At 45.4% G+C, this 23,855-nt stretch carries 23 protein-coding genes; 19 read left to right on the forward strand and 4 right to left on the reverse strand.

All coding sequences use genetic code 11. The features are described from left to right. The first annotated feature begins 2 nt into the window (after positions 1 to 2). The 6 genes from RIN81_RS03785 to RIN81_RS03810 all read left to right on the forward strand — a co-directional run bounded on the left by RIN81_RS03785 (position 3) and on the right by RIN81_RS03810 (position 6,217). The gene (locus tag RIN81_RS03785) at positions 3 to 830 is read left to right on the forward strand and encodes a TlyA family RNA methyltransferase (protein WP_309087562.1); all 828 of its coding nucleotides are present in this window, start codon (positions 3 to 5) and stop codon (positions 828 to 830) included. 133 nt (positions 831 to 963) lie between these two features. Beyond that, on the forward strand, positions 964 to 1,413 hold the full coding sequence (ahrC, locus tag RIN81_RS03790) for a transcriptional regulator AhrC/ArgR (protein WP_251270998.1): 450 nt from the start codon (positions 964 to 966) through the stop codon (positions 1,411 to 1,413). A gap of 17 nt (positions 1,414 to 1,430) precedes the next feature. Next, positions 1,431 to 3,122, forward strand: coding sequence for a DNA repair protein RecN (gene recN, locus RIN81_RS03795; RefSeq protein ID WP_309087565.1), 1,692 nt, complete (start codon positions 1,431 to 1,433; stop codon positions 3,120 to 3,122). Positions 3,123 to 3,211: 89 nt separating this feature from the next. Beyond that, positions 3,212 to 4,294: a SpoIVB peptidase gene (spoIVB, locus tag RIN81_RS03800; RefSeq protein WP_309087567.1), complete on the forward strand. Its 1,083-nt coding sequence runs from the start codon at positions 3,212 to 3,214 to the stop codon at positions 4,292 to 4,294. A 184-nt stretch (positions 4,295 to 4,478) separates the two neighbouring features. Then, entirely contained in the window at positions 4,479 to 5,255 is a 777-nt protein-coding gene (gene spo0A, locus RIN81_RS03805; protein WP_309087569.1) for a sporulation transcription factor Spo0A, read from the forward strand. Between the two features lie 641 nt (positions 5,256 to 5,896). Further along, positions 5,897 to 6,217: a tyrosine-type recombinase/integrase gene (locus tag RIN81_RS03810; RefSeq protein WP_309087571.1), complete on the forward strand. Its 321-nt coding sequence runs from the start codon at positions 5,897 to 5,899 to the stop codon at positions 6,215 to 6,217. A 1,599-nt stretch (positions 6,218 to 7,816) separates the two neighbouring features. Here RIN81_RS03810 and RIN81_RS03815 read toward each other — a convergent pair. Then, complete coding sequence (locus tag RIN81_RS03815; protein ID WP_309087573.1) at positions 7,817 to 7,978, reverse strand: YjcZ family sporulation protein; 162 nt, start codon at positions 7,976 to 7,978, stop codon at positions 7,817 to 7,819. A gap of 190 nt (positions 7,979 to 8,168) precedes the next feature. On the opposite strand from RIN81_RS03815, the gene RIN81_RS03820 reads away from it, so the two are divergent. The 4 genes from RIN81_RS03820 (at position 8,169) to RIN81_RS03835 (ending at position 9,880) form a co-directional block, all read left to right on the forward strand. Next, positions 8,169 to 8,720 carry a hypothetical protein gene (locus RIN81_RS03820; protein ID WP_309087575.1) on the forward strand — a complete coding sequence of 184 codons (552 nt, stop codon included), beginning with the start codon at positions 8,169 to 8,171 and terminating at the stop codon, positions 8,718 to 8,720. A gap of 298 nt (positions 8,721 to 9,018) precedes the next feature. Beyond that, on the forward strand, positions 9,019 to 9,207 hold the full coding sequence (locus RIN81_RS03825; protein ID WP_309087577.1) for a holin: 189 nt from the start codon (positions 9,019 to 9,021) through the stop codon (positions 9,205 to 9,207). 60 nt (positions 9,208 to 9,267) lie between these two features. After that, positions 9,268 to 9,474, forward strand: coding sequence for a hypothetical protein (locus tag RIN81_RS03830; RefSeq protein ID WP_309087579.1), 207 nt, complete (start codon positions 9,268 to 9,270; stop codon positions 9,472 to 9,474). Positions 9,475 to 9,655: 181 nt separating this feature from the next. Further along, the gene (locus RIN81_RS03835) at positions 9,656 to 9,880 is read left to right on the forward strand and encodes a hypothetical protein (RefSeq protein WP_309087581.1); all 225 of its coding nucleotides are present in this window, start codon (positions 9,656 to 9,658) and stop codon (positions 9,878 to 9,880) included. Between the two features lie 153 nt (positions 9,881 to 10,033). Here the strand turns inward: RIN81_RS03835 and RIN81_RS03840 are convergent, their stop codons facing one another. Next, positions 10,034 to 10,627 (reverse strand): restriction endonuclease, encoded by a 594-nt coding sequence (locus RIN81_RS03840; protein ID WP_309087583.1) that lies wholly within the window; start codon positions 10,625 to 10,627, stop codon positions 10,034 to 10,036. A 301-nt stretch (positions 10,628 to 10,928) separates the two neighbouring features. Here RIN81_RS03840 and RIN81_RS03845 point away from each other — a divergent pair, with 301 nt between their 5' ends. Both RIN81_RS03845 and RIN81_RS03850 read left to right on the forward strand, forming a co-directional pair. Next, positions 10,929 to 11,447, forward strand: coding sequence for a DUF6241 domain-containing protein (locus RIN81_RS03845; protein ID WP_309087585.1), 519 nt, complete (start codon positions 10,929 to 10,931; stop codon positions 11,445 to 11,447). A 485-nt stretch (positions 11,448 to 11,932) separates the two neighbouring features. Further along, on the forward strand, positions 11,933 to 12,241 hold the full coding sequence (locus RIN81_RS03850) for a replication initiation and membrane attachment family protein (RefSeq protein WP_309087587.1): 309 nt from the start codon (positions 11,933 to 11,935) through the stop codon (positions 12,239 to 12,241). Positions 12,242 to 12,862: 621 nt separating this feature from the next. Here the strand turns inward: RIN81_RS03850 and RIN81_RS03855 are convergent. Beyond that, positions 12,863 to 13,102, reverse strand: a complete 240-nt coding sequence (locus RIN81_RS03855) for a DUF2627 domain-containing protein (RefSeq protein WP_309087589.1) — start codon at positions 13,100 to 13,102, stop codon at positions 12,863 to 12,865. A gap of 168 nt (positions 13,103 to 13,270) precedes the next feature. Between RIN81_RS03855 and lpdA the strand changes: the two genes are divergently transcribed. From lpdA to RIN81_RS03875, 4 genes are read left to right on the forward strand one after another with little or no spacing between them, the layout of a single operon-like run. Next, positions 13,271 to 14,686, forward strand: coding sequence for a dihydrolipoyl dehydrogenase (gene lpdA / locus RIN81_RS03860; protein WP_309087591.1), 1,416 nt, complete (start codon positions 13,271 to 13,273; stop codon positions 14,684 to 14,686). Between the two features lie 14 nt (positions 14,687 to 14,700). Continuing rightward, on the forward strand, positions 14,701 to 15,708 hold the full coding sequence (locus tag RIN81_RS03865; RefSeq protein WP_309087593.1) for a thiamine pyrophosphate-dependent dehydrogenase E1 component subunit alpha: 1,008 nt from the start codon (positions 14,701 to 14,703) through the stop codon (positions 15,706 to 15,708). Further along, entirely contained in the window at positions 15,708 to 16,691 is a 984-nt protein-coding gene (locus RIN81_RS03870; protein WP_309087595.1) for an alpha-ketoacid dehydrogenase subunit beta, read from the forward strand. The genes RIN81_RS03865 and RIN81_RS03870 overlap by 1 nt, the downstream gene beginning before the upstream one ends. A 20-nt stretch (positions 16,692 to 16,711) precedes the next feature. Further along, positions 16,712 to 17,953, forward strand: coding sequence for a dihydrolipoamide acetyltransferase family protein (locus tag RIN81_RS03875; protein WP_309087597.1), 1,242 nt, complete (start codon positions 16,712 to 16,714; stop codon positions 17,951 to 17,953). A gap of 36 nt (positions 17,954 to 17,989) precedes the next feature. Here the strand turns inward: RIN81_RS03875 and RIN81_RS03880 are convergent, their stop codons facing one another. Beyond that, the gene (locus RIN81_RS03880; protein ID WP_309087599.1) at positions 17,990 to 18,850 is read right to left on the reverse strand and encodes a DUF1002 domain-containing protein; all 861 of its coding nucleotides are present in this window, start codon (positions 18,848 to 18,850) and stop codon (positions 17,990 to 17,992) included. A 186-nt stretch (positions 18,851 to 19,036) separates the two neighbouring features. Between RIN81_RS03880 and RIN81_RS03885 the strand changes: the two genes are divergently transcribed. Genes RIN81_RS03885 through meaB form a run of 3 tightly spaced genes read left to right on the forward strand, consistent with a single transcriptional unit; the run spans position 19,037 to position 23,825 of the window. Beyond that, on the forward strand, positions 19,037 to 20,566 hold the full coding sequence (locus RIN81_RS03885; RefSeq protein ID WP_309087601.1) for a methylmalonyl-CoA mutase family protein: 1,530 nt from the start codon (positions 19,037 to 19,039) through the stop codon (positions 20,564 to 20,566). Continuing rightward, complete coding sequence (gene scpA, locus RIN81_RS03890; RefSeq protein ID WP_309087603.1) at positions 20,563 to 22,746, forward strand: methylmalonyl-CoA mutase; 2,184 nt, start codon at positions 20,563 to 20,565, stop codon at positions 22,744 to 22,746. The genes RIN81_RS03885 and scpA overlap by 4 nt, the downstream gene beginning before the upstream one ends. Further along, on the forward strand, positions 22,743 to 23,825 hold the full coding sequence (gene meaB, locus RIN81_RS03895) for a methylmalonyl Co-A mutase-associated GTPase MeaB (RefSeq protein ID WP_309087605.1): 1,083 nt from the start codon (positions 22,743 to 22,745) through the stop codon (positions 23,823 to 23,825). The genes scpA and meaB overlap by 4 nt, the downstream gene beginning before the upstream one ends. Positions 23,826 to 23,855: the final 30 nt, after the last annotated feature.

Below are 23,855 nucleotides of genomic sequence, written 5' to 3' on the forward strand. Positions count from 1 at the left end.
ACATGGCAAAAAAAGAACGTATTGATGTATTGCTTGTAGAAAAAGGATTAATTGAAACACGAGAAAAAGCAAAACGCGCTGTTATGGCGGGGATTGTTTATTCTAACGAGGAGCGGATCGATAAACCTGGTGAAAAAATTCCTGTCGATGCTCCGCTTGAAATAAAAGGAAAAACAATGCCTTATGTAAGCCGGGGCGGCTTAAAACTTGAAAAAGCACTGCAGGTGTTTGATTTGACCGTTCAAGACAAAACGTTAATTGATATTGGTGCTTCAACGGGCGGCTTTACCGACTGCGCGCTTCAAAACGGCGCAAAAATGTCTTATGCACTCGATGTAGGGTACAATCAATTAGCGTGGAAGCTTCGGCAGGATGAGCGTGTAGTCGTCATGGAACGAACAAATTTCCGCTATGTAACACCGGCGGATTTGGAGAGGGGCATGCCGGATTTTGCCGTTATTGATGTATCATTCATCTCGCTGTCCCTCATTTTACCTGTTTTAAAAACATTGCTTGTGCCGGGTGCTGATGTGATGGCCCTTGTAAAGCCCCAGTTTGAAGCAGGGCGTGAAGAAGTAGGCAAAAAAGGGATTGTGCGTGATCAGAAAGTGCACCAGGCGGTTATTGAAAAAATCGTGCAGCTGGCTTCCTCATTGGGGTACGATATCATCAATCTATCCCATTCACCGATTACAGGCGGCGACGGAAATATCGAATTTCTGCTGCATATACGCTGGACAGGTGAAGAAAAAAGCGGAAATATCAAGCTGCCTATTACACCTGAACAAGCCGTTAAAGCTGCACATGAGGAATTTAACCAAAAAAGCTAACAGATTCAGCTCCAAAAAAGCGGCCGATTCCGTAAGTGTAAATGGAAACGTGCCGCTTTTTCTATACTTTTTAAATTAGATACAGTATGATAATGTATAAAGAAGTATAATTATACATTATGAGGTGAACGATATGAATAAGGGACAACGACATATAAAAATTAGAGAAATGATTGCCAATAATGAAATCGAAACGCAGGACGAGCTTGTCGATTTGCTGCGTGAATCAGGATATAATGTAACACAGGCAACGGTATCGCGTGATATTAAAGAGTTGCACCTTGTCAAGGTGCCTTTAATGGATGGACGTTATAAGTACAGCCTGCCTGCGGACCAGCGCTTTAATCCACTGCAAAAACTAAAGCGAACGCTTGTAGACAGCTTTGTCAGCATTGACTCAGCCGGTCATTTTGTCGTTATGAAAACCCTGCCAGGTAATGCGCAGGCTGTCGGAGCGCTTATTGATAACCTGGACTGGGAAGAAATTATGGGAACGATATGCGGCGATGATACATGCCTGCTTATTTGCCGTGCGCCAGAGCATACAGAGGTTGTCTCGGCTCGCTTTTTAGAAATGCTTTAATAAGGATGTGACCGATTGTGCTTCAGGAATTATCCATTCGCCATTTCGCCATCATTGATTCCCTGGCGCTCTCATTTGAAAGGGGACTCACAGTATTAACTGGTGAAACAGGAGCAGGGAAATCGATTATAATTGATGCCCTTCAGCTTTTAACAGGCGGAAGAGGTTCAGGCGAATTTGTTCGTCATGGAGAAAAAAAGGCGGAAATCGAAGGGATGTTCACGATTCATAGTGAGCATCCATGTGCCCACGTCTGCCGGGAGTTCGGCATCGATGTGGATGAAGAGACCATCATTTTACGGCGGGAAATTTCCGCGGCGGGTAAAAGCGTCTGCCGGGTCAATGGAAAAATGGTGACGCTGTCTATTCTCCGGGAAATAGGCGCCCGTCTGATGGATATTCATGGACAACACGAGCATCAGGAATTAATGAATGCGGGAAGCCACATTCGGCTGCTGGACGATTTTGGCGGTTCAGCTGTTTTAGGCGCGCGCGCACAGTACGGAGAAGTATATGAGCGCTATGCGCATTTACAAGCTGAGATTCGCCGTTTAAGTGAAAACGACCAGCATCTGGCACACCGGCTCGATTTGATTCAGTTTCAGCTGAATGAAATTGAAAAATCGGCGCTGGTACCTGGTGAAGAAGAAAAACTGGAAGCGGAACGCCAGCAGCTGGCGAACTTTGAAAAATTATACGGAGCGCTGTCTGAAGCATACAACGCCTTGTCCGGTGAAGGCAGAGCATTGGATTGGCTCGGAGTGGGAGTGAATGGGCTCGAATCCGCTGCCGACATTCATGAAGAATACAAAACTCTTCACGAATCTGCGGCAAACAGCTTTTATGTACTTGAAGATACCGTGCGGGATGTGAGTTCACTGCTTGATACACTTGAGTTTAATCCAGAGCGGCTAAATGAAATTCAAAGCCGCTTAAATGAAATCAGCCAGCTCAAGCGTAAATACGGATCCACTATTGATGAAATTTTACAATACGGAGAATCCACTGCCAAAGAAATTGATCAGCTGACTCACCGTGATACGCATGTAAACCGTCTTCAAAAAGAATTGGCCGAAGTGGAAATTCTTGTACAAAAGGAAGGGGAAAAGCTCTCCTCTCTTCGCCGCGAAGCAGCCGTGAAGCTTGAAGAAGCGATTCACAGAGAACTAAAAGAACTTTATATGGAAAAAACCGTTTTTAAGGTACATGTACTGAATGAATCCGGGCAATTTAAAAGAGATGGAATGGATCAGGTTGAATTTTACATGACCACCAATCCGGGAGAACCGTTAAAGCCGCTTGTGAAAATTGCTTCCGGCGGGGAAATGTCCCGGGTGATGCTGGCAATGAAAACGATTTTTTCAAGACACCAGGGCATTACCTCCATCATTTTTGATGAGGTCGATACAGGTGTAAGCGGGCGGGTTGCCCAGGCCATTGGCGAAAAAATTTATAAAATTGCCATTCATTCGCAGGTGATGTGTATTTCGCATTTACCGCAAGTAGCAGCGATGGCTGATACACATTTATACATTCAAAAGAATCTGGAAGGGGAACGGACAAGCACGTCTGTAACACCTCTGGATGAAGAAGAAAAAGCGGCAGAAATCGGCCGTATGATTTCCGGTGTTGAAATGACCGACTTAACGAAAAAACATGCGAAAGAGCTGCTGGCTCTATCTGCAAAATTAAAGCAATCGGCTGTTTGAAAAGCCATCCATCTAGCCCCCTAATTACCGTTATAAGAACACGCACCTCCGGACAAAGTAACAACGCAGGATGAAAAGGAGGGAGTGGGATGGCGGTAGTAAGTCGGGGTCTTTTTTCATTTTTACTACTGTTTACGTTTTGGACGGCAGATGGAGCCGTCACGAAAGCAGAGCAGACAGAGACAGAGCTGCTGCAATCGGCTGGCTTTTTAAAAGCAGAGGAAAAGCGTGAACGTGTTTTTGTTGTACCCGGCGGACAGTCGGTTGGTGTACAGCTTGAAACAAAAGGACTTTATGTAGTCGGCTTTCATTTTATCCAAACAGATACAAATCGTATTTCTCCAGGTGAAGAAGCAGGTCTCCTGCCAGGTGATGTCATTACACGTATAAATGGCCACAAAGTAACAGAACCTCAAGCCATTCGGCCGTATGTGCAAAAAGCGGCTGATGGAAAAACCTCCGTAAAGCTCACAGTGTTACGCGGCAAGAAAACGCTGAGTCTTTCAGTAAAACCGATCAAGGATGCAGAAACAAAAAGTTCAAAGCTGGGCTTATACATTAAAAATAAAACCGCAGGAATTGGGACATTGACGTTTTATGAACCAAAATCGAAAAAATTTGGCGCGCTTGGCCACGTCATCAGCGACGTGCAGTCAGGAAAGCCGTTTGCACCTGTTAAAGGTACGCTTTACCCTGCCCGCGTAACTGGAATCAAGCGTGCAACAGAAGGGATTCCGGGAGAGAAAGCGGCTGAGATTCCTACAGAAGAGAGATGGGGAACGGTCACATCTAATACGCCATTCGGCTTGTTTGGACGGCTGGATCGCGAATTGAACAGAACAAAGTTGTATCCGGCGGCGCATCCGGATGAAGTAAAAGAAGGACCAGCGCAAATTTGGACGGTGACAAAGGAAAATAAAATCGAAACATTCGATATTTCCATTGTTCGTACGGTTGAGCAGTCAAAGCCAGCCATTAAAGGCATGATTATTAAAATGACCGATCCCCGTTTAATTGAAAAAACAGGCGGTATCGTTCAAGGAATGAGCGGCAGCCCTATCTTACAAAATGGCCGGGTGGTTGGAGCTGTTACGCACGTTTTTGTGAACGATCCACTTTCCGGATACGGTGTCCACATTGACTGGATGCTTAAAGATGCCGGAGTGTTGTAGAGCGCAGCTGCGCTCTTTTTTTAGCGAATTTTTTCTGGAAAGAAAGTCGAAAAATGACAGAAAACGGTGTAAAATAAATATTTTGAATTTTTTAAAGGAATCCATTTCGCTTTGTCGAAAAAACCTTTAGAATAACCTTATGGATGGAGCATCGCCTTAAGGATAGAAGTGAGGAGGAAATGATTTGAGTAAAATAAAGGTAGCAATTGCGGACGATAACCGGCAGCTTGTACAGCTGCTTGAAGAAGTGATAATAAGCCAGGAAGATATGACAGTTGCAGGAACGGCATTTAATGGGCAGGAGTGTCTCGGCATGCTGCCGGAAATAGAAGCAGATGTGTTAATTTTAGATATTATTATGCCGCATATGGACGGGCTCGCTGTACTTGAGCGTCTCCGGGCAAGCGGCCAGAAACAGCCTCATGTGATTATGCTAACCGCATTCGGCCAGGAAGATGTAACGAAAAAAGCGGTTGATCTGGGGGCTTCCTATTTTATGCTGAAGCCATTTGACATGGAAAGTTTAATTAGTCAAATCCGCCAGGTGGCCGGTGCAGAACAGCCGATGCGTCATGTAGAACGAAAAGAAGAGCCGAAAAAGCAAAAGAAAAATATTGACGCCAGCATTACGGCAGTGATTCACGAAATCGGTGTACCGGCACATATAAAAGGCTATTTGTATTTGCGCGAAGCAATTACAATGGTATTTAATGACATTGAACTGCTTGGCTCAATCACAAAAGTACTTTATCCAGAAATTGCCCGGAAGTACAACACAACACCAAGCCGGGTGGAACGGGCGATCCGGCATGCAATCGAAGTAGCTTGGAGCCGCGGCAATATGGAATCCATTGCGGCTTTGTTCGGGTATACAGTATCTGTATCCAAGGCCAAACCGACAAATTCGGAATTCATCGCCATGGTGGCAGATAAACTTCGTATCGAATACATGGCTTCTTGAAAGTAGGAGTGGCGCGGGTTTAGACGTTAAGACAACGTACACTCAAGACCGATAAACTAACGGAACAACCCGATAAATAACCGGCGGGTTTACCGTTAATTTTTGCGTTTCTCTTTATCAAAGGAGAGGCGCTTTTTTGTGTTTAACGAAATCGAATTTCAAATCGATAACTACATGCTATACTGCGATTCAAAAAATCTCACGCACAAAACGAAGGCAAGCTAGGAGCAGTCGCTAAGGCTGTTTTCCGCTTACCTGCGCAATCACCATAATATAACAAAGCCAGGCCGTTATTAAGGCGGCTCATATCCGTTCCTACATTCAATATTTGCGCGGACAGGGGAAAGTATACCGTTGTTGCAGACGAATATTCCAAGAATAAAAACGACCCGGACGGCCGCACAGACTGAGCCAAGCCGATAAGCGATACGACGATCGCGAACTATTTACGCAATATCAAGGTATTTCTTAATTTCCTCGTTGAAGAACGCGAATTAAAGGAAAACCCGGCCAACAAGATGCCGAATATAAAGCCTCAACGCAAGCAGAAGCGACTAATGGCTCAAACGAAATAAAAGGCTGCTGCAGACGTTTGATCTAACGACGTTCCAACGGGTATCAACGGGTATCGGAATTGGCTAATGACCCGTCTAATGCTCGATACAGGCATCAGAGTAGGCGAATGCACGCAGCTCAAGCCGGAAAACATCGATTTCCATAATCGTTCTATTCTTATTATTAATCCGAAGAATCATCGTGACCGTTACGTTTTCTTTTCGGGTAGGCTTTCAACGGATCTTAGGCGGCGGCTTCATGATCATGATCGCTTTAGCGACAGTGCGTATCTGTTCCCGACAACTCGCGGTAATATGATCGACGCCAACGTATTTGAGAAATCGTTAAAAAAGGTTGGGGCGGAAAGCTGGAGTTCCGGATATACAGTCGCATCAGTTACGGAATAACTTCGCTAAGTATTACCTTTTGAACGGCGGGAGTTTTGTGACACTAAGCCGGATCCTCGGGCATAGTAGCGCGGATGTGACGATGAAGGCGTATTTAGACTTTATACATAACGAGATAGCCAAGAAGTATCAGCGACACTCACCGTTCAACAACTGGAAATTTTAAAGAAAACAAAAAAGGCCACTGTTGCCGAAACAACGGTGACACTCGTGGTAAGGGCAGTCTATCAAAAATTTCGGCTTTAAGCAAATTCTGTCCGTCTGTCTATCTGTCAGAACGTATGTACTTATTTGGTTGGGGTGTCCAATTAAAGGAGCAGTTTAAAATGATCGATATTATATTCGATAAAATACAAAAATCAAATTGCGCAAAATTCAAAAACATAAACGAACTTTAGATCTGCAGTTAATTGCCATGTTTGTACGATAGGAGCAAGAGAGCTGTCTGCCTCTTGGAAGCGTAAGCTCATCCGTTTACTACACTACCTGCGCGACATTTTCTGTAAATATCCCGGCTTGTCGTTCCGTAAGCAACGTACGATTGCTGTGTGGCTTAAAAAGCTGGCGTCTTTAGATATCGTTAATATACTGCCGACAAAGCGCAGCTCGACGATGCAGCAGACTGTAAATTTGGTACAAATATTACCGGCTGAATATGCGGAAAATAAAAAAGCGGACAAGAGAGAGCAGAAAACGGGGAGCATGAAGTCAATATCTCTCCTAAGACTAGTACTAATATTAATACTAATACGTGTCAGCCTGCGGCGCCGACTTCAATCTACGGACGTTTTAAAAATTTCATTTCTTCAACAATCGGCAAAGACCAATCGTTAATCAGCCGTCTGTATGGCGTCTACAAAGGGCAGCCTGCCACTCTAGCCGCTTACTTACGGCAAGGAAGATATTGGAAACATTGCTATAAGCGCATTGTATGTCGGTGTCATGTCAACAAAAAGCCGGCGTATTCGCAACTTGCCAGGCTTCTTTAACGGGATAGTCGGATGCTGGACCGCTATATCCGTAAGGTGATTGCGCAGAAATCCGTGCTATTAATGGAACTGCTGCCGGTTTGGTGAATAACGCACAAAAAAGTCGCGGGGGATCAGTCTGCGGCAATAACTATTCGAACGGAGATTAGTGGCGATGTGGGGGACACTGCTTTACAGATACCGCTGTCCAGCGATATAAACAAAAAAAGGCCGCGGAAAAGATCCGCAGCAAAGGGTTGGGGTTGTTATGTACAAGAATGAGTCGAACATTAGGAAGTGGTGGGTCACCACTATTACTTCTTTACCCACTTTAGTAAAAGTTAAACCAACATACGCGAAAAAAAAGCCACGGACGCGACTCCGTAGCCAATAAGAGAGTAATGAGTGTAAGTGGTTTGCGAGATCATGCTTGCCGTTAACCGCTTAGCTAGAAAAATAAACAGTAAAGAGAATAATTGGGAAATAACCCCGTGACAGACGCTGTGCCTAAAGAAAGACCGCAGAGGGCTCCACGGCAAAAATTCGGAAGTGACGCACAATAAAACGCCATTTCTAAGTGCTTGATAACTCTGAAAGTGGGAGTCGCTGAAATGGTATTAAATCACTTAAATTAACAGTCGCCGCCGTAGCTCTTTTTGAATGAAGCGCCAATGATGATAAGAAGAATGAACAATACTACAATTAGCGCAAAACCGTCGCCGTAACCGCCGTTAGAACCGCCACAGCATTCATATCCGCCGTAACCGCCGCCGTAACCGCCGAAAAATCCCATACTATTTCACCTCTTTTACTGAAAAGTAGCGAAACAATTATATAAATCAATTTCTCGGAATTAATCTATAATAATTGAATCTATGTTATATGGTATGAACAGAGATCCATATTGGATTGAGCGGTTGTCACCTCTAATAATCTTTTTCTATGAAAGAGAACAATAATTTAAACTGAAGGTATTAAACGGGATGACAAAACGTAAGAAAAAACACAGCAAACAGCCTTCGCAGGTGCCGCCACTGGATGAACGACATTACCTTGCGATGGAGTTAATTATGAAGCCGTATTATGACCAAAAACGTGACCGTAACCGCTGGCTAAACCGTTCAGAAATTACGGAGCTCGTCGGCGTATCCCGTATGCCGCTTTGCCGTTGGGAACAGCGCAAGGACTTTCAGCATGAAAAAAGTAAAAGGCACCGGGCATACTCGCGTAAGACTACTCAAAGGGGTCCGACACATGCGGAAATGGCTTCGACTGTTATTAGTGAAGCCGATAATATTCCGCAGGTAAAACAAGCGCTAAGAAATACGTATCAAAAGATTTCAGAAAAATCGTTAATGGATGAGCAACGCAAGGCTCGTGAAATTATGGGTTACTTAGAAGGTGCGATCTGCCGTCCATTATTCCGCAGCGAATCGATTCAGATGCAGGCGCTTGATCGAATCATCCGGCCAGAATGCACGCAGTATGCGAATAAACCGCGCAGCTACATTGACTTGACAGCAAAAGCAGAGTAAATAATCCGTGCGTTTGAACCACGGCTGTTTTCTTGGGAATCACAGCGATGGGCGCACGAACTGCCATGTGATAAACCTCCGTATTGCCGGCGTCAGAAAAAACGCTGGAAAGTATCGGACGGTACAAATTGTCAAAAGAGAAATACTTCGCAGCATTCAGTAATTAACGAGCGGCAAACAGTCGTAGACTCAACACAGGGCGAATATCTTGTAATGACCGGCATGTCCAGCTCAGACGCAGTTGTGGAAGTGGGGCATGTTCAGCCGGAATCCGAAAGTGCGGAAGGAGGGCTGGGGCATGAAACAACGGTGGAAAAGCTACGGATTGTGGATCGCAGTTGCGGCGCTTGTCGGCATGGTGCTGCAGGATTTTGGTATAATGATCCCATCGGAAAGGTACGATACTTACGTAGATACCTTGCTAACGATCGCAGTACTGGCGGGTATCATCAACAACCCATCAGGAACCAATGATGAAAAGAAATAACGGGCGGCCCCACGCGGGCGGCTCTTTTTTTGTCTCACACAAAAAGAAAGGACGAAGGAAATGGACGGACAAATTGGGAAGTTAGAAGCGCTGTTTGGCGACGTAGATAATGTCGTCAAATCAACAGGACAGAAGCGTATCAGCGTTGCGCATATCGACAGTTTGCAGGCGCATAAAGCCGTTTTCTTACGTTTTCTTAAAGGAGAAGCCGGGACACACGACATTTCTGGCGCTAAATGGCATCAAGAATACACTGTCTTACATTGACATTTACAATAACGGTAATGATTTGGATGAATTAAAAAAGGCAGTCACAGCTGAATAAGCAAAAAATTACACTGGTTTTAAAGCTGATGGGTATGAGTTCAAATTTAAAACATAAATTTAGGGTAAAGCAGAGTTCGCAAAAGCGGGGTAAAATATCAGGAGCGAAAGAAGGCGAAAAATCATGCTGAAGAGAGTATACTGGTCTAAATTAAACGACTCGCATGATAAAATAACAGCAAAAGCGGGCTTTAGAAAAGAAAGCAACAAGCTGTATGAGCCTTATGAACTTTACCTTGAAACATGGGAAAAAGAAGAGGGCGGCTGGGTGTATAAAGGCAGCCAGCCGGGGCAAAGACAGCAGCAATTAGAGGCGCACCCAGCCATAGAACCACTTTTAAAGAGCTGATACGGCAATTAAATAATGCCAATGAGCGCCGTAAAAAGGTGCTTTTTTCTTTTTTACTTATTATCCTCTTCCTCGTCTCCATCATCCTCTTTTATATTAAAAAAGCCCCCCATCCGGCATACAATAAATTGAAAATCCAGGCGTTTGCTATTCTTACGTTGGCCGGGTTTCCTGCGGTTTAGCTATAACGCTGCTTTCAGAGAGCAGCCCAATCAAATCATTGCGGTCGATTAGTTTTACGTTTAGTCTCTCTGCACAATGATACGCATTTTTAGTAAATGCATGGTTGGTGACAGCCCAGACTTCATTTGTTTTATAGTACGCTTTGCCGCAGCTCGCTTCTTGCACGGCTTTGACACCGGCTGAGCCATTGTACCGTTTTGCCTGCACAGCGATACTGTAGTTTCCCTCGCGTAAAATGAAATCAGTCCCATAATCACCTAATTTCGGCGTATACTCAATGGCGTACCCTCTGCTTTCAAACAAGGCACCCACATATTCTTTAAATTGAACGGTATCCATACTGTCAAGTTCGTTTAATCCTGATTGAAGGAATTGTTGTTTTTTCTTATCTTTTGTATACCAGCGCAGCAAAAAATACGGGATCGCTAACAGAGCGACGAGTATGGTATAGCCAATGAACACTTCGATATGCTGCAGCATAACAATCAAAACGACAGCATACAGCATGTAAATCAGTATTTTATCGCTGCTAATCCCAAGTCCTTTATGGCCCCTTCCAGACATCGTCCCAGCTCCTTTAAACCTGTTTTTTTTTATTTTTGACGGCGAAAGCGAGAACTATCCAAAAAGATAAAATAAAAACACTCATTCAAGAGCGTGGACCGAAGAATTTTTTAATCATGCCCTTTTTTATGACAAAAAGCAATAAAAGAAACGAACTTTGCCTGTTTGGTTAAAGCGGGAAAAGAAAGATCGGCAGAATGATTAAAAAAGATAAATTAACTCTTGAAGAAACTTTTTCCAAAACCCAGTAAATACCCTCCAGTTTTATGATAAAGTTGTTTTATAGATTGGAGCTGGGAAAATGAAGAAGATCATTGGATGGACCCTCGTTGTTTGTATCACTCTTCTCATTGCCGGGCTGGGGACTTATGTATTAATAGAAATGAATAATACAAAAGCAACTCAACAAGAAAAGCTGAATGGCCGGAACGATAAGAAAATTGTTGGTGTTCAAAATACAGCCTATTTAAAAAAGGGTGACGATGAAGAAAAAGTTATTTCTGTTATGCATAAAATGACGCATCAAAAAGTAGCAGCTGATGAAAAATGGGGAGCCGTGCCCATGACACCTTCTACTATCAAGGAAGTTATTTCAATTGTAGAAAAAGAGGAGTATAAAGAAAAGAAGCTTCTTCTTGACATACTTCAAAAATGGCAGGCGGGCAATTTTACAGAAATTGTCCAGGATCATAATTATTTATGGACACTTCAAGATGGAACAGAAGGCAAAGCATACGGAATCATGAGCCCTATTCAGGAAAGGCAATTTGTTCATCAAAACTTTAACGAGACTGTGGCAAAAGAGCTTGGTTACCTATAGGAGCGTTCTCAAAAAAAGTGTCCACTTTGTTTAAAGAGGCGCTTTTTTCGCTATAGGTGAGCCTAGTTTGTACACAGTTCATAATATGAAAAATTCACAATATAAACACTTGTATAAAAAAGATTGTACTGCCGACAGGAGAAGCGTTAAAGGAGGTAAAGCATAAGCGGAAGAAGCCTCTCTTTCATAGAAAGGTTTAAAAAGAGTGCATGACGGAAATAGTAATACATGGAGCTTTCGGTCAGATAACGTCAAGCAAGCCGGTACACAGTACAAGCCGCTTTGATGGATCAAAACGACCAAAGCTGTCAAATGCTTTTGGGGAGGCGTGAAGCTTCACTTATTTTTTCTCCATTCGCTCGTATCAATGGCTGCAATATTTACGGAACAGCTCCGGCTTGTTTGGCTGAAATGAAATTCTGCCAATAAAACTGACGCTGACCGTTAGACCCTCCAGTATCTTTCAAAAGGGGTTATGCAGCCGAATGACAGAAGACGAACGCAAAATCATCACATATGTCAGAGAAGTCAGCACAGCTCAATTAGTTCAAGAGCTGTCTGACGGAAAAGTATTAGGAACGGACCTGAGGGCGATTGGGAAGCTGCGGTTGTACCGCTTGCCCGAAGAAGTAAAAAACGTTCTGTTATACTGTGCAAAATGTAAAATGAGCAAACACATAAATTATAGGGACGTTTATAAAATAGCCGCCCGCTGGAACAGGCTCCGTGTTCAAACAGCAGAAGAAGCGTTCGAATTAGCGAAGCAGGAGGGTTGTTTTCAACAACAGAAGTAAATGTCTCCCCTTGAAACTGCACTCTTTATGAGTGCAGTTTCAGATTGTAGACAAATAAAATCTTTTGTCAAAAGATCTCTTTCGTTTCTTTTTCATGTAAGACGTTCGAATGGTTGGGATGAGAGTCGATAAGGCGGCGGATGCGCGGCTTCGCTGGCGCTGAGCCCGTCTTTGCAGCACAGCTGCCCAAGCTGCCCAGCCGGCTCGCTTGTCCCATAGGAGTCTTCGCCGCACACCCGCCGCCTGTGCGGTTAAACAAAAGACTGCACAGCTTAATAGGTACACTTGCCCTATCACCAAAGCAGTAAAAGTGCAGGCGGAGATGCGCTTTTTGCTGATTTTTCGAACCAAATGGGGGAGCCGGCCGGACTGCACTGACCTAAGGTCCGCGCAGTCCAGCGGGCTTCCCCTATCGGCTCTTTTTAAGAAGCAATGTTTCTCAAAAAATCTCCTGCCCGTTTTCAGCGGTGAAAACTTTCATAAAAAAAGACTAACCCTTTGTCGACAGTCTCAAACTGCATTCTTTATGAGTGCAGTTTTCTTTGTTTATAGAATGCCTCAGCGATGATGCGAAGAAAAAATATGAACAGACAAAAAGCAGTCCTCGGGAAGGAACTGCTTTTATTTTTTTTCTTGGAATTTTGCCTGCACCTTGTTGTATTTGCGGTCCCGTCTAAAAATAAATCCGGCAACAAAGCCAAGACCGCCAACAAAAAGAAGGAAACCGGCTATAAATTGCATCCATAATGCAGGAAAAGGGGGCTGCAAAATGCCAAAAAGCATATCCCGCATCCATTTAATTCCGACGCCGGCCAAAAAGCCGGGAATGACTAAAATAAGCAGTGCAATAATCCGGATCATGTGAACCCCTTCTTTCAAGATTCTTCTTTTCCACATCATAGCGCAAACGCTTTATTTGTCAAGAACAGGATAAAGAGTGAAAAAACAAATAAAATTTGGTTTATTACATGACATAGTTTTAAAAACCGTATAAAATGATAAAGGAATTATAAATAAGGAGCGAAGTACATGACAATAACATATGATCTTGTCATTCTAGGCGGAGGAACCGGTGGATACACGGCAGCCATTCGTGCAGCTCAGCTTGGGTTAAAAACAGCCCTGGTTGAAAAAGGGAAAGTAGGCGGTACTTGTCTGCACAAAGGCTGTATTCCAACAAAAGCGCTGCTGAGAAGTGCAGACGTTCAGCGGACAGTAAAAGAGGCTGCATCGTTTGGTATAGAAGCCGGCAGTCCAGTTGTTCATTTTGAGCGGGTACAGGAAAGAAAAGAAGAAATTGTACATACATTATATAACGGTGTAAAGTCCCTTTTAAAACGAGGGGAAATTGACCTTTATGAAGGGACGGGGCGCCTGCTGGGTCCATCTTTATTTTCACCGATGGCCGGAACGGTTTCGGTTGAAATGAATGATGGAACAGAAAATGCAATGCTCGTACCACGGAACGTCATTATCGCAACAGGATCGCGTCCAAAGCATCTTCCGGGCCTTCAGCCGGATGGCGAAATCGTTTTGTCTTCGGACGAAGCACTTGAGATGAAAGAGATCCCGGCGTCGATTATCATTGTAGGCGGCGGTGTGATTGGAGTAGAATGGGCATCTATGCTTGTTGACTTTGGCAGCAGGGTCACCATTCTTGAATACGGAGACCGGATTTTGCCGTCTGAGGATAAAGCAGTTTCGGCCGAAATGGCACGCCAGCTTTCAAAAAGAGGCGTTCAAATTATCGTAAATGCAAAAGTGAAAGCAGATACGCTGCAAAAAAATTCGGGTGCTGTTTCGATTCAAACAGAAGCAGACGAAACCTTTTCGGCAGAGAAAGTACTTGTTGCCGCCGGTCGTACAGCAAACACGGAACAGCTTGGACTTGAAAACACGGACATTAAGGTTGAAAACGGCGTGATCCAAGTGAACGAGTGGATGCAGACAAATGAATCGCACATTTATGCGGTGGGTGATGTAACGGGAGGGCTGCAGCTGGCACATGTAGCTTCTTACGAAGGAATCACAGCCGTTGAACATATGATAGGAAAAGCGGCAGACCCCGTTGATTATTCGGCTGTTCCGCGTTGTATTTACTCACATCCAGAAGCGGCCAGTATCGGCATGACGGAAGAGCAGGCTGCTCTTGAAAGAACAAAAATTAAAACAGGCGTATTTCCATTTCAAGCGAATGGGAAAGCTCTTGTATATGGCGAAACAGAAGGATTTGTAAAAATAGTGGCAGATGCTAAAACGGATGATATACTAGGAGTTCATGTAATTGGACCGCATGCAACCGAGCTGATTTCAGAAGCTGCATTGGCCCAGCTGCTCGATGCATCCGGCTGGGAGCTTGGCGCAGCCATTCATCCGCATCCTGCTTTATCGGAAGCGATAGGAGAAGCAGCTCTAATGCTGGATGGAAAAGCGATTCACTTTTGAAGGGAGCGGAAAAAATGGAATCTAAACATAAACAAGCAGGGTTAACCGATCAGGATGTAATCGGCATGTATGAAACAATGCTCCTTACACGCCGTCTCGATGAAAGAATGTGGCTTTTAAACCGGTCGGGAAAAATTCCATTTGTCGTATCGGGTCAGGGCCAGGAGGCGGCGCAGGTCGGTGCTGCTTATGCGTTAAATAGAAAAGAGGACTACATATTACCTTATTACCGTGATTACGGGGTCGTACTTGCTTTTGGCATGACGGTTCGCGACCTGATGCTTTCTGCTTTTGCGAAAGCAGAAGATCCAAACTCCGGAGGGCGCCAGCTGCCAGGACACTTCGGACAACGGAAAAACCGGATTGTGACAGGATCATCCCCCGTAACGACCCAGGTGCCGCATGCTGTCGGCATCGCGCTTGCAGCGAAAATGGATCGAAAACCGATCGTTTCATTTGTGACGTTCGGAGAGGGGTCTTCCAATCAAGGCGATTTCCATGAAGGAGCAAACTTTGCGGGCGTGCACAAGCTGCCGGTTATTTTTATGTGTGAAAACAACCAGTATGCTATTTCTGTACCGTTAAACAAGCAAATTGCAGCCCGCGTATCAGACCGGGCAGCAGGGTACGGGATGCCGGGCTATACGATTGACGGAAATGATCCGATCGAAGTGTACAAGTGCGTAAAAGAAGCCGCCGACCGTGCACGGCGCGGCGAGGGACCGACGTTAATTGAAGCACTCACATACCGGTTGACGCCGCACACATCTGATGATGATGACCGTTCGTACCGGACAGTAGAAGAAGTGGAAAGCGCGAAAAAAGAAGATCCGCTTCACTCCTTCCGGCTATACGTAAAAGAAGCAGGTCTTTTAAGTGACGAGCGTGAAGAGCAGCTTGAAAAAGAAATTGCTGCCGTCATTAACGATGCAACGGAGTACGCGGAAGAAGCACCTTTTGCGAATCCAGAATCGGTTCTTCAATTTGTTTACGCCGAAGAAGAAAGAGAGGCGGAAAAATAATGGCTGTTATTTCGTATATCGAAGCAGTGACCATGGCGATGCGCGAAGAAATGGAACGTGATCCGAACGTATTTATCCTCGGTGAAGATGTCGGGAAAAAAGGCGGTGTTTTCAAAGCAACAGCCGGGCTTTATGAACAGTTTGGAGAAGACCGGGTGCTTGATACGCCTCTTGCTGAATCGGCGATTGCCGGTGTGGCCATCGGTGCGGCCATGGTTGGAAAACGGCCCATCGCTGAAATGCAGTTTGCCGATTTTATTATGCCGGCAGTGAACCAAATTATTTCAGAAGCTGCGCGGATCCGGTATCGGTCCAATAATGACTGGCACTGCCCGATTGTCATTCGGGCGCCGTATGGAGCCGGCATTCAAGGGGGATTATATCATTCTCAGTCAGTAGAAGCTGTTTTTGCCAACCAGCCGGGGCTGAAAATTGTAATTCCATCTACACCGTATGACGCAAAAGGACTTTTAAAAGCCGCTGTCCGCGATGAAGATCCGGTATTGTTTTTTGAACATAAAAAAGCGTACCGTTCCATTAAAGGGGAAGTACCGGACGATGACTATGTACTTCCAATCGGCAAAGCGGACGTAAAGCGTGAAGGAGAAGACATTACCGTGATTACGTATGGTCTTTGCGTTCACTATGCTCTGCAGGCGGCCGAAAAGCTGGCAGGGGAAGGCATCAGTGCAGAAGTAGTCGATCTTCGGACGGTTTATCCTCTTGACCAGGAAACAATTATTCAATCTGCCTCCAAAACAGGGAAAGTACTTTTGATTACAGAAGACAATAAGGAAGGCAGTGTAATCAGTGAGGCAGCGGCGATTATTGCCGAACACTGCTTGTTTGATCTGGATGCTCCAATTGCGCGTCTGGCTGGGCCTGAAGTGCCGGCTACGCCATATGCAGCACCTTTAGAAAAGCATTTTTTAGTAAATCCCCAAAAAGTAGAGAAAGCAATGCGTGATCTCGCTGAATTTTAATAAGAAAGAGGAGGCGCACCATGGCAATTCAAGAAATGAAAATGCCTAAACTCGGCGAAAGTGTAACAGAAGGGACCATTACCAAATGGCTTGTTGCACCGGGAGATTATGTGAATAAATATGACCCGATCGCTGAAGTGCTGACCGATAAAGTAACAGCTGATATTCCGTCTTCTTTCGCCGGAGTCATTAGTGAAATTGTAGCAAAAGAAGATGAAAAAATGGCTGTTGGCGAAGTGATCTGCACCATTGAAACAGAAGCAGCCACAAAAGAGCCAGAAAAGCAGCCCGAAGCTCAAACATTTGTAAAAGGTGAAACATCTGCTCAATCAGCCGCTGATCAAAGCAGCCGATATTCACCGGCAGTATTAAAGCTCTCGCAGCTTCATGGCATCGATTTAAAAGAAATCAAAGGAAGCGGAAGAGGCGGCCGCATTACCCGTAAAGATGTGCAGGCAGTCATCGACAGCGGAGTAAAAAGCGTTGTGCCGCCAACGGCAGCGTCCAGCACTGCTGCCAGCGCTCCGGCCGCTGAAACAAAGAAATCATTTGAAACGCAAACAGGCGATATTATTGTGCCAATCGATGGCATTAAGCAGACGGTTGCAGCCAATATGGTGAAAACAAAGCAGGAAGTGCCTCATGCGTGGATGATGGTAGAAGTGGATGTTACAAGCCTTGTGCGTTACCGGGATTCCATTAAAACATCATTCAAAGAAGCGGAAGGGTACAACGTAACATATTTTGCTTTTTTTGTGAAAGCAGTCGCGCGTGCGTTAAAAGAGTTTCCGGAAATGAACGCCATGTGGGCGGGCGACCACATTATCCGCAAAAAGGATATTAATATCTCGATTGCCGTCGCAGCAGACGACAAGCTGTTTGTACCGGTTGTGAAGCATGCGGATGAGAAAACCGTCAAAGGCATTGCCAGAGATGTAAATGACTTGGCCAAAAAAGCGCGCAGCGGTACACTGACAACGGAAGACGTCAGCGCCGGTACTTTTACGGTAAACAATACAGGCTCGTTCGGATCTGTTCAGTCAATGGGCATTATCAATTATCCGCAGGCGGCTATTTTACAGGTAGAATCGATTGTAAAGCGTCCTGTAATTATTGATGGTATGATCGCGGTGCGGGATATGGTGAACCTGTGCTTGTCACTCGACCATCGCGTGCTTGACGGGCTTGTATGCGGGCGGTTTATGCAGCGTGTGAAAGAATTGTTAGAGACGGCTTCAGAAGATACAATGCCGATTTATTAAAAAAACAGCTTCTCCTATTTGGGAGAAGCTGTTTTTTTACTTAAACAAGCCGGCAATGCTGTCGACGATCGATTGAAGGAAATCGATAATGGACTGTAGAAAGCCTTGTCCTTCTTCTGAATTTTTAAAGCTGTCCCACTGTTCTTTTGCTTTATCAATTTGGGAGTTTACTTGATCCCAGTTGATATTTAAATCTTTCATCTTATTGAATAAACCAGCAAGCTGGTCTGTCTGTGCGTCGGTCAGCGTAATATTAAGCTCGTTGGAAATATTATTGACAATCACTTTAATTTCCTGAAGCGTTTGTGGGTTCTGAGCGGCCACTTCTTCTTTAATTCGCTCAATCAGCTGAGTGGCATCTTCCTGTCCGATGTCCTCACCAAGCTTAGCTGTTGTTACCATTTCTTCATTGGCTACTTGTTTTTGTTCTTCGGGAATTTTTTCACCAGTCGTCGTTTCATAGGCTTTAATAATGCCGGTTAGAGCAGCTGTACCGGACACCTCAAACGGGGCTGTAATGAAAATATCAGCATCTTTTACACTCGCAGTAGATAAGGCATTGGTGTACATTTCTTTCGATACCCATGAAATGTTTTGGGTTTCTACATTTAATCCGGAACCAGATTCCGTCGTTGTAATTTTGCTTGATGAGATGGCTTTTGTCCCAATTTGGGCTTTTGGAATATATTCACCTAAATATTTGTGTTCCTCCGCGTTGGATACCGTAATCGTTTGAACATCCGCTGATACGTTCATTTCTTCAAGCACCTTTTCTTTTTGGGCAGGTGTTAAATTTTCGCCAAGCGTGACCATTGTATCGCCGGGCGTACTATCTGCAGAAACGGCAGTACCAAAACTCAAAACGGCAACCCCAAGCAAACCCATTAATTTTCTCATACTCTCTCTCCTGAATTCTAAAATTGGCTCCGTAGAGCTAGTAATAGAATAGCATGCGGCTGATATTTTTTCACGTTTTGGCTAAAGTGCATTGCTTCTAAAGCGATGCTTATATTACAATAAAGAGAATATCCAATTGCTTACTTTTTATTTGTAAACGATTACAAAATGAAGAGGAGTGGGAACTTGGCTGATCAATTATTTCCACCGGTATCAGAGGCAGATTGGAAAGCAGCTGCAGAAGCTGCATTAAAAGGCGCTTCTTTATCGGCATTGTGTACAGAAACTGCAGAAGGAATTCAGTTGAAACCGTTGTATGTGAAGGAAGATCGCAGCGTACTTTCACCTTTTCCAGGTGAAAAGCCGTTTACAAGAGGGTTTCGAGCGATGTGGTCTTTTCCGGAAACAAATACTGAGCTCGGGATCGACCCTATTTCTTCCGGTGCTGCAGCCGGCGTTTTTCCGGAAGATTCCGCTCTTCAAGCTGTACGAAAAGGAGAAAGGATTACCGTTAATACTGTTCCTTACCATACAGCCGGAGCGAATGCGGTTCAGGAACTCGCGTTGGCGCTTTCAGAGGCGGCCTGCTTTTTAAAAGCGGAAAGAAAAGAATGGGAGACGGTCTCAAAGTGGCTGTTTCATTTTGCCGCCGGCACTAGCTTTTTTACAGAAATAGCGAAACTCCGGGCTTTCCGCACACTTTGGTCTGCCTTTGTGGATATATATCAGCTTGAAGGCCACCAAAAGCCGGTGCTGAGTGTAGAAACGAGTGAATCAATGCTGTCTGTCCTAGATCCTCATGTAAACCTGTTACGTACAAGCAGCGCCGTGTTTGCTGCTGTCGTTGGAAATGTTGATTATGTAAAAGTATCCCCATTTGATCAAATAAAAGAAGGAGCTTCCTCCGAGCTTGCTGAGCGGATGGCCCGCAACATACCGTCCATTTTAAAGCACGAGGCACTGCTTGACAAAGTAATGGACCCTGCAGGCGGCTCTTATTATATCGAGTCACTTACCGAAGAAATTGGCCGAAAAGCCTGGGATTTATTTGCGGAAATCGAAGAAGCCGGCGGGATCAAGCAGGCTCTAACGGCTGGAACGGTTCAAAAAAATATAGAAGCGGTCCGCGCTAAAAAAGAACAAGATACAGCGAAGCTCCGATTTAAAATGATCGGGGTTAATCACTACGCTGATCCAGGAGGGCAGGTCCAGCAGCCGAAGAAGCCGGCTGTACAAAAAGCAGTACGGGGAGAACCCATCCAGCCTGTTGTATCAAAAAGAACGGCAGAGCCATTTGAAGCGCTTCGATTGGAAGCTGTAAAGCTGCGACAAACTGGACAGTCTCTTACAGCGGGATTGATTTGTTTCGGTGAACGGAAAACTTATCAAAAGCGGGCCGATTATGCGGCAGGTGTTCTGTCTGCGGGAGGAATTAAAACAATTTGTTCTGAGGGATGCCGCACAATAGAGGAAGCTGTTAAGTTTATCCAAAACCACTCAACAAGCTACTATTGCATTTGCGGCTCCGATGAGACCTATGAACAATTCGGTTCCTCTCTGGCATCTTCGCTGAAAAAAGCAGCAAACGGTGCGGTGATTGATAGTGCCGGAAGCCAGGAAGTGGAGGGGGCTGACGGACGGATTGCGGCTGGAGACGACATGGTAAAAAAACTCACACAAATCCTTGCCGTGTTTAAGGGAGGCCGTCCTGCATGAATTTAAAAAAGCAAAATCCGTTTAACCGGCCGTCCAAACCGTCATCAAAACGGGAGCAGGAACAAGCATCAGCCAGCTTCAAGCAGTTGTATGACGCACTATCCTTCCAAACAAACGAATCCATTCGCCTGCGTGCTCTCTACACAGAAAAAGAGACTGAGGGACTTACTCATACAAATGATTATCCGGGTATTGTCCCGTTTACCCGCGGCCCTTATCCAACCATGTACATCACGCGTCCGTGGACCATTCGCCAATATGCCGGCTTTTCAACAGCCGAGGAAAGCAATGCGTTTTACCGGCGCAATTTAGCAATGGGGCAAAAGGGACTTTCCGTTGCGTTTGATCTGCCGACCCATCGGGGATATGACTCCGATCATCCGCGTGTGGTCGGGGACGTGGGCAAAGCTGGCGTTGCCATTGACTCTGTAGAAGATACCAATATATTGTTCAAAGGCATACCGCTTGATCAAATGTCGGTTTCTATGACCATGAATGGCGCTGTCCTGCCCATTATGGCTTTTTATATTATTTCGGCAGAAGAGCAGGGAGTAGCGAAGGAAAAACTGGCCGGCACGATTCAAAATGATATTTTAAAGGAATATATGGTGCGCAACACGTACATTTATCCGCCGGAAACCTCCATGCGGATTATCACCGACATTTTGAGCTATACATCGGCTCATATGCCAAAGTTCAATTCGATTTCCATCTCCGGCTATCATATGCAGGAAGCCGGTGCACCGGCTGACCTGGAGCTTGCTTATACGCTTGCCGACGGATTGGAGTATGTCCGTACAGGACTTGCTGCCGGCATTGACATTGATTCTTTTGCTCCCCGGCTATCCTTTTTCTGGGCAGTCGGCATGAATTATTTTATGGAAGTGGCGAAAATGCGTGCCGCCCGGCGGATGTGGGCAGAGTTGATGAAGCCATTTGGCCCCAAAAATCCAAAATCGCGCATGCTGCGGGCCCACTCGCAAACATCCGGCTGGAGCTTAACCGAACAGGACCCGTTTAATAATGTGACAAGAACGTTGATTGAAGCGCATGCCGCAGCGATGGGGCATACACAATCCCTTCATACGAATGCCCTTGATGAAGCCATCGCTCTTCCAACCGATTTTTCGGCGCGGATTGCCCGTAACACACAGCTGTTTTTACAGGAGGAAACAGATATTACCAATGTAATTGATCCATGGGGCGGTTCGTATTATGTAGAAACACTCACCGGTGAGCTGATGACACGTGCATGGGCCCATATTGGAGAAATTGAAACGCTTGGCGGGATGACAAAAGCGATAGAAACAGGGCTTCCGAAGTCTAAAATCGAGGAAGCGGCTGCCCGCCGCCAGGCAAGAATCGATTCAGGCGAAGAAGTGATTATTGGCGTAAACAGGGACCGGCTTTCACAGGAGGAAGCGATCGACATTTTGGACATTGACAATACTGCTGTCCGTTTAGAACAAACGGACCGGCTGAGAAACGTGCGGCAAAACCGTGACATTCACCAAGTTAAACAATCACTAGAAGCGATTACAACAGCTGTTAGATCAGGTAAGGGAAACCTGCTTGAATTGGCTGTTCAAGCGGCAAGACTTCGGGCAACGCTCGGTGAAATCTCTTCTGCTGTAGAAGCAGCAAGCGGAAGGCATAAGGCGGTGATCCGGACAGTGAGCGGTGTGTACAGTGAACATTACTCGGATGCAGAACAAATAGAAGCGGTTCAAAAGATGACGGCAGAATTCAAAGAACAGGAAGGGCGGCGTCCACGGATTTTAGTTGCTAAAATGGGGCAGGACGGCCATGACCGGGGAGCGAAGGTAATTGCTTCTGCTTATGCAGACTTAGGCTTTGACGTGGATATCGGACCGCTTTTTCAAACACCAGAAGAAACAGCCAAACAAGCAGTTGAAAATGATGTTCATGCCATTGGCTTTAGTTCTCTTGCTGCTGCTCATAAAACGCTGCTGCCTGCGCTGGTAGAGGAATTGAGAAACCGCGGGCGGGAAGATATTGTAGTATTTGTCGGCGGTGTGATTCCGCCAAAAGATTATGCTTTTTTAAAAAGCCATGGCGCTGCTGCTATTTTTGGGCCGGGAACCATTATTCCTGTTTCTGCTCAAGTAATCTTAGAAAAAATTTATGAACGGCTTGGGTATGAGGAAGTGGTGGAATGAGCGGTAAACAAAAAGAAGGAGAGGAAAAAAGCAACACGTCTCATGATGGCATGACAGTACCGCCGCCCAAAAGGTTTCGCAAAAAGAACCGTCCGCTGCCTGAGCCAGCATCACTCGCCGCTGCAGTAAGGAGCGGGTCGGTAACGGATTTGGCAAAGGCGATTACTTGTATAGAAAGCAGCACTCCGGCTCATTTTGAATATAGCGAGCAGCTGCTTCAACTGCTGCTGCCGCATACAGGAAACTCGATTCGGATTGGAATAACGGGGGTGCCGGGGGCAGGAAAAAGCACGTTTATTGAATCATTTGGTCTTATGCTGTGTGAACAGGGCCGCCGGGTTGCTGTTTTGGCCATTGATCCGAGTTCTTCCATTTCAGGAGGTTCTATTTTAGGGGATAAAACAAGAATGGAAGAGCTGGCGAAGCATTCAAATGCTTTTATCCGCCCTTCGCCATCCGGAGGAACGCTTGGCGGTGTACACGGGAAAACACGCGAAACCATTCTTTTATGCGAAGCCGCCGGCTTTGATATCATCCTCGTAGAAACAGTTGGCGTAGGCCAAAGTGAAGGCATCGTTCGCAATATGGTTGATTTTTTTATGATGCTTGTGTTAACAGGGGCCGGAGATGACCTGCAGGGAATCAAAAAAGGGATTATGGAACTGGCAGATGCCATTGTAATCAACAAAGCAGATGGTCCGAATAAGCCGCTGGCTGAACAAACGAGAAAGGAATACGAACAGTTTCTTCATGCGATAAAGCCCTATACGGAAGGATGGAAATCCAAAGCTTATACGTGCTCCGCTTTGGAAAACGAAGGCATGGATATGCTCTGGCAGGCGATCCAATCTTTTCAATCCGTTACACAAAAATCGGATACGTTTGATAAGCGGCGCCGTACTCAGGTAAAAACATGGATGCATGCGTTGATTGCAGATGAGCTGGAGCGCTATTTTTACCATCATCCATACGTGAAGGAGCATCTCGATGGCTGGGAACAGCAGTCCATGGCGGGGAGTGTAACGCCAGCCCAGGCCGCCCGGGCACTTTGTAAACAAGTATTTCAAGCTTATAAATAAAAAAGGACCGGCCGAGTTGCACTCAGCCGG

Origin of the sequence: Domibacillus sp. (assembly GCF_031181085.1) — a bacterium.
In the GTDB taxonomy this organism is placed as follows: Bacteria; Bacillota; Bacilli; order Bacillales; family Domibacillaceae; genus Domibacillus.

Bases quoted from the DNA above. Each gene is read 5' to 3' on its own strand.
- RIN81_RS03785 (WP_309087562.1), top strand. From the start codon at position 3: ATGGCAAAAAAAGAACGTATTGATGTATTGCTTGTAGAAAAAGGATTA.
- ahrC (WP_251270998.1), top strand. From the start codon at position 964: ATGAATAAGGGACAACGACATATAAAAATTAGAGAAATGATTGCCAAT.
- spoIVB (WP_309087567.1), top strand. From the start codon at position 3,212: ATGGCGGTAGTAAGTCGGGGTCTTTTTTCATTTTTACTACTGTTTACG.
- RIN81_RS03810 (WP_309087571.1), top strand. From the start codon at position 5,897: ATGACCCGTCTAATGCTCGATACAGGCATCAGAGTAGGCGAATGCACG.
- RIN81_RS03815 (WP_309087573.1), bottom strand. From the start codon at position 7,978: ATGGGATTTTTCGGCGGTTACGGCGGCGGTTACGGCGGATATGAATGC.
- RIN81_RS03820 (WP_309087575.1), top strand. From the start codon at position 8,169: ATGACAAAACGTAAGAAAAAACACAGCAAACAGCCTTCGCAGGTGCCG.
- RIN81_RS03825 (WP_309087577.1), top strand. From the start codon at position 9,019: ATGAAACAACGGTGGAAAAGCTACGGATTGTGGATCGCAGTTGCGGCG.
- RIN81_RS03830 (WP_309087579.1), top strand. From the start codon at position 9,268: ATGGACGGACAAATTGGGAAGTTAGAAGCGCTGTTTGGCGACGTAGAT.
- RIN81_RS03835 (WP_309087581.1), top strand. From the start codon at position 9,656: ATGCTGAAGAGAGTATACTGGTCTAAATTAAACGACTCGCATGATAAA.
- RIN81_RS03840 (WP_309087583.1), bottom strand. From the start codon at position 10,627: ATGTCTGGAAGGGGCCATAAAGGACTTGGGATTAGCAGCGATAAAATA.
- RIN81_RS03845 (WP_309087585.1), top strand. From the start codon at position 10,929: ATGAAGAAGATCATTGGATGGACCCTCGTTGTTTGTATCACTCTTCTC.
- RIN81_RS03850 (WP_309087587.1), top strand. From the start codon at position 11,933: ATGACAGAAGACGAACGCAAAATCATCACATATGTCAGAGAAGTCAGC.
- RIN81_RS03855 (WP_309087589.1), bottom strand. From the start codon at position 13,102: ATGATCCGGATTATTGCACTGCTTATTTTAGTCATTCCCGGCTTTTTG.
- lpdA (WP_309087591.1), top strand. From the start codon at position 13,271: ATGACAATAACATATGATCTTGTCATTCTAGGCGGAGGAACCGGTGGA.
- RIN81_RS03865 (WP_309087593.1), top strand. From the start codon at position 14,701: ATGGAATCTAAACATAAACAAGCAGGGTTAACCGATCAGGATGTAATC.
- RIN81_RS03870 (WP_309087595.1), top strand. From the start codon at position 15,708: ATGGCTGTTATTTCGTATATCGAAGCAGTGACCATGGCGATGCGCGAA.
- RIN81_RS03875 (WP_309087597.1), top strand. From the start codon at position 16,712: ATGGCAATTCAAGAAATGAAAATGCCTAAACTCGGCGAAAGTGTAACA.
- RIN81_RS03880 (WP_309087599.1), bottom strand. From the start codon at position 18,850: ATGAGAAAATTAATGGGTTTGCTTGGGGTTGCCGTTTTGAGTTTTGGT.
- scpA (WP_309087603.1), top strand. From the start codon at position 20,563: ATGAATTTAAAAAAGCAAAATCCGTTTAACCGGCCGTCCAAACCGTCA.
- meaB (WP_309087605.1), top strand. From the start codon at position 22,743: ATGAGCGGTAAACAAAAAGAAGGAGAGGAAAAAAGCAACACGTCTCAT.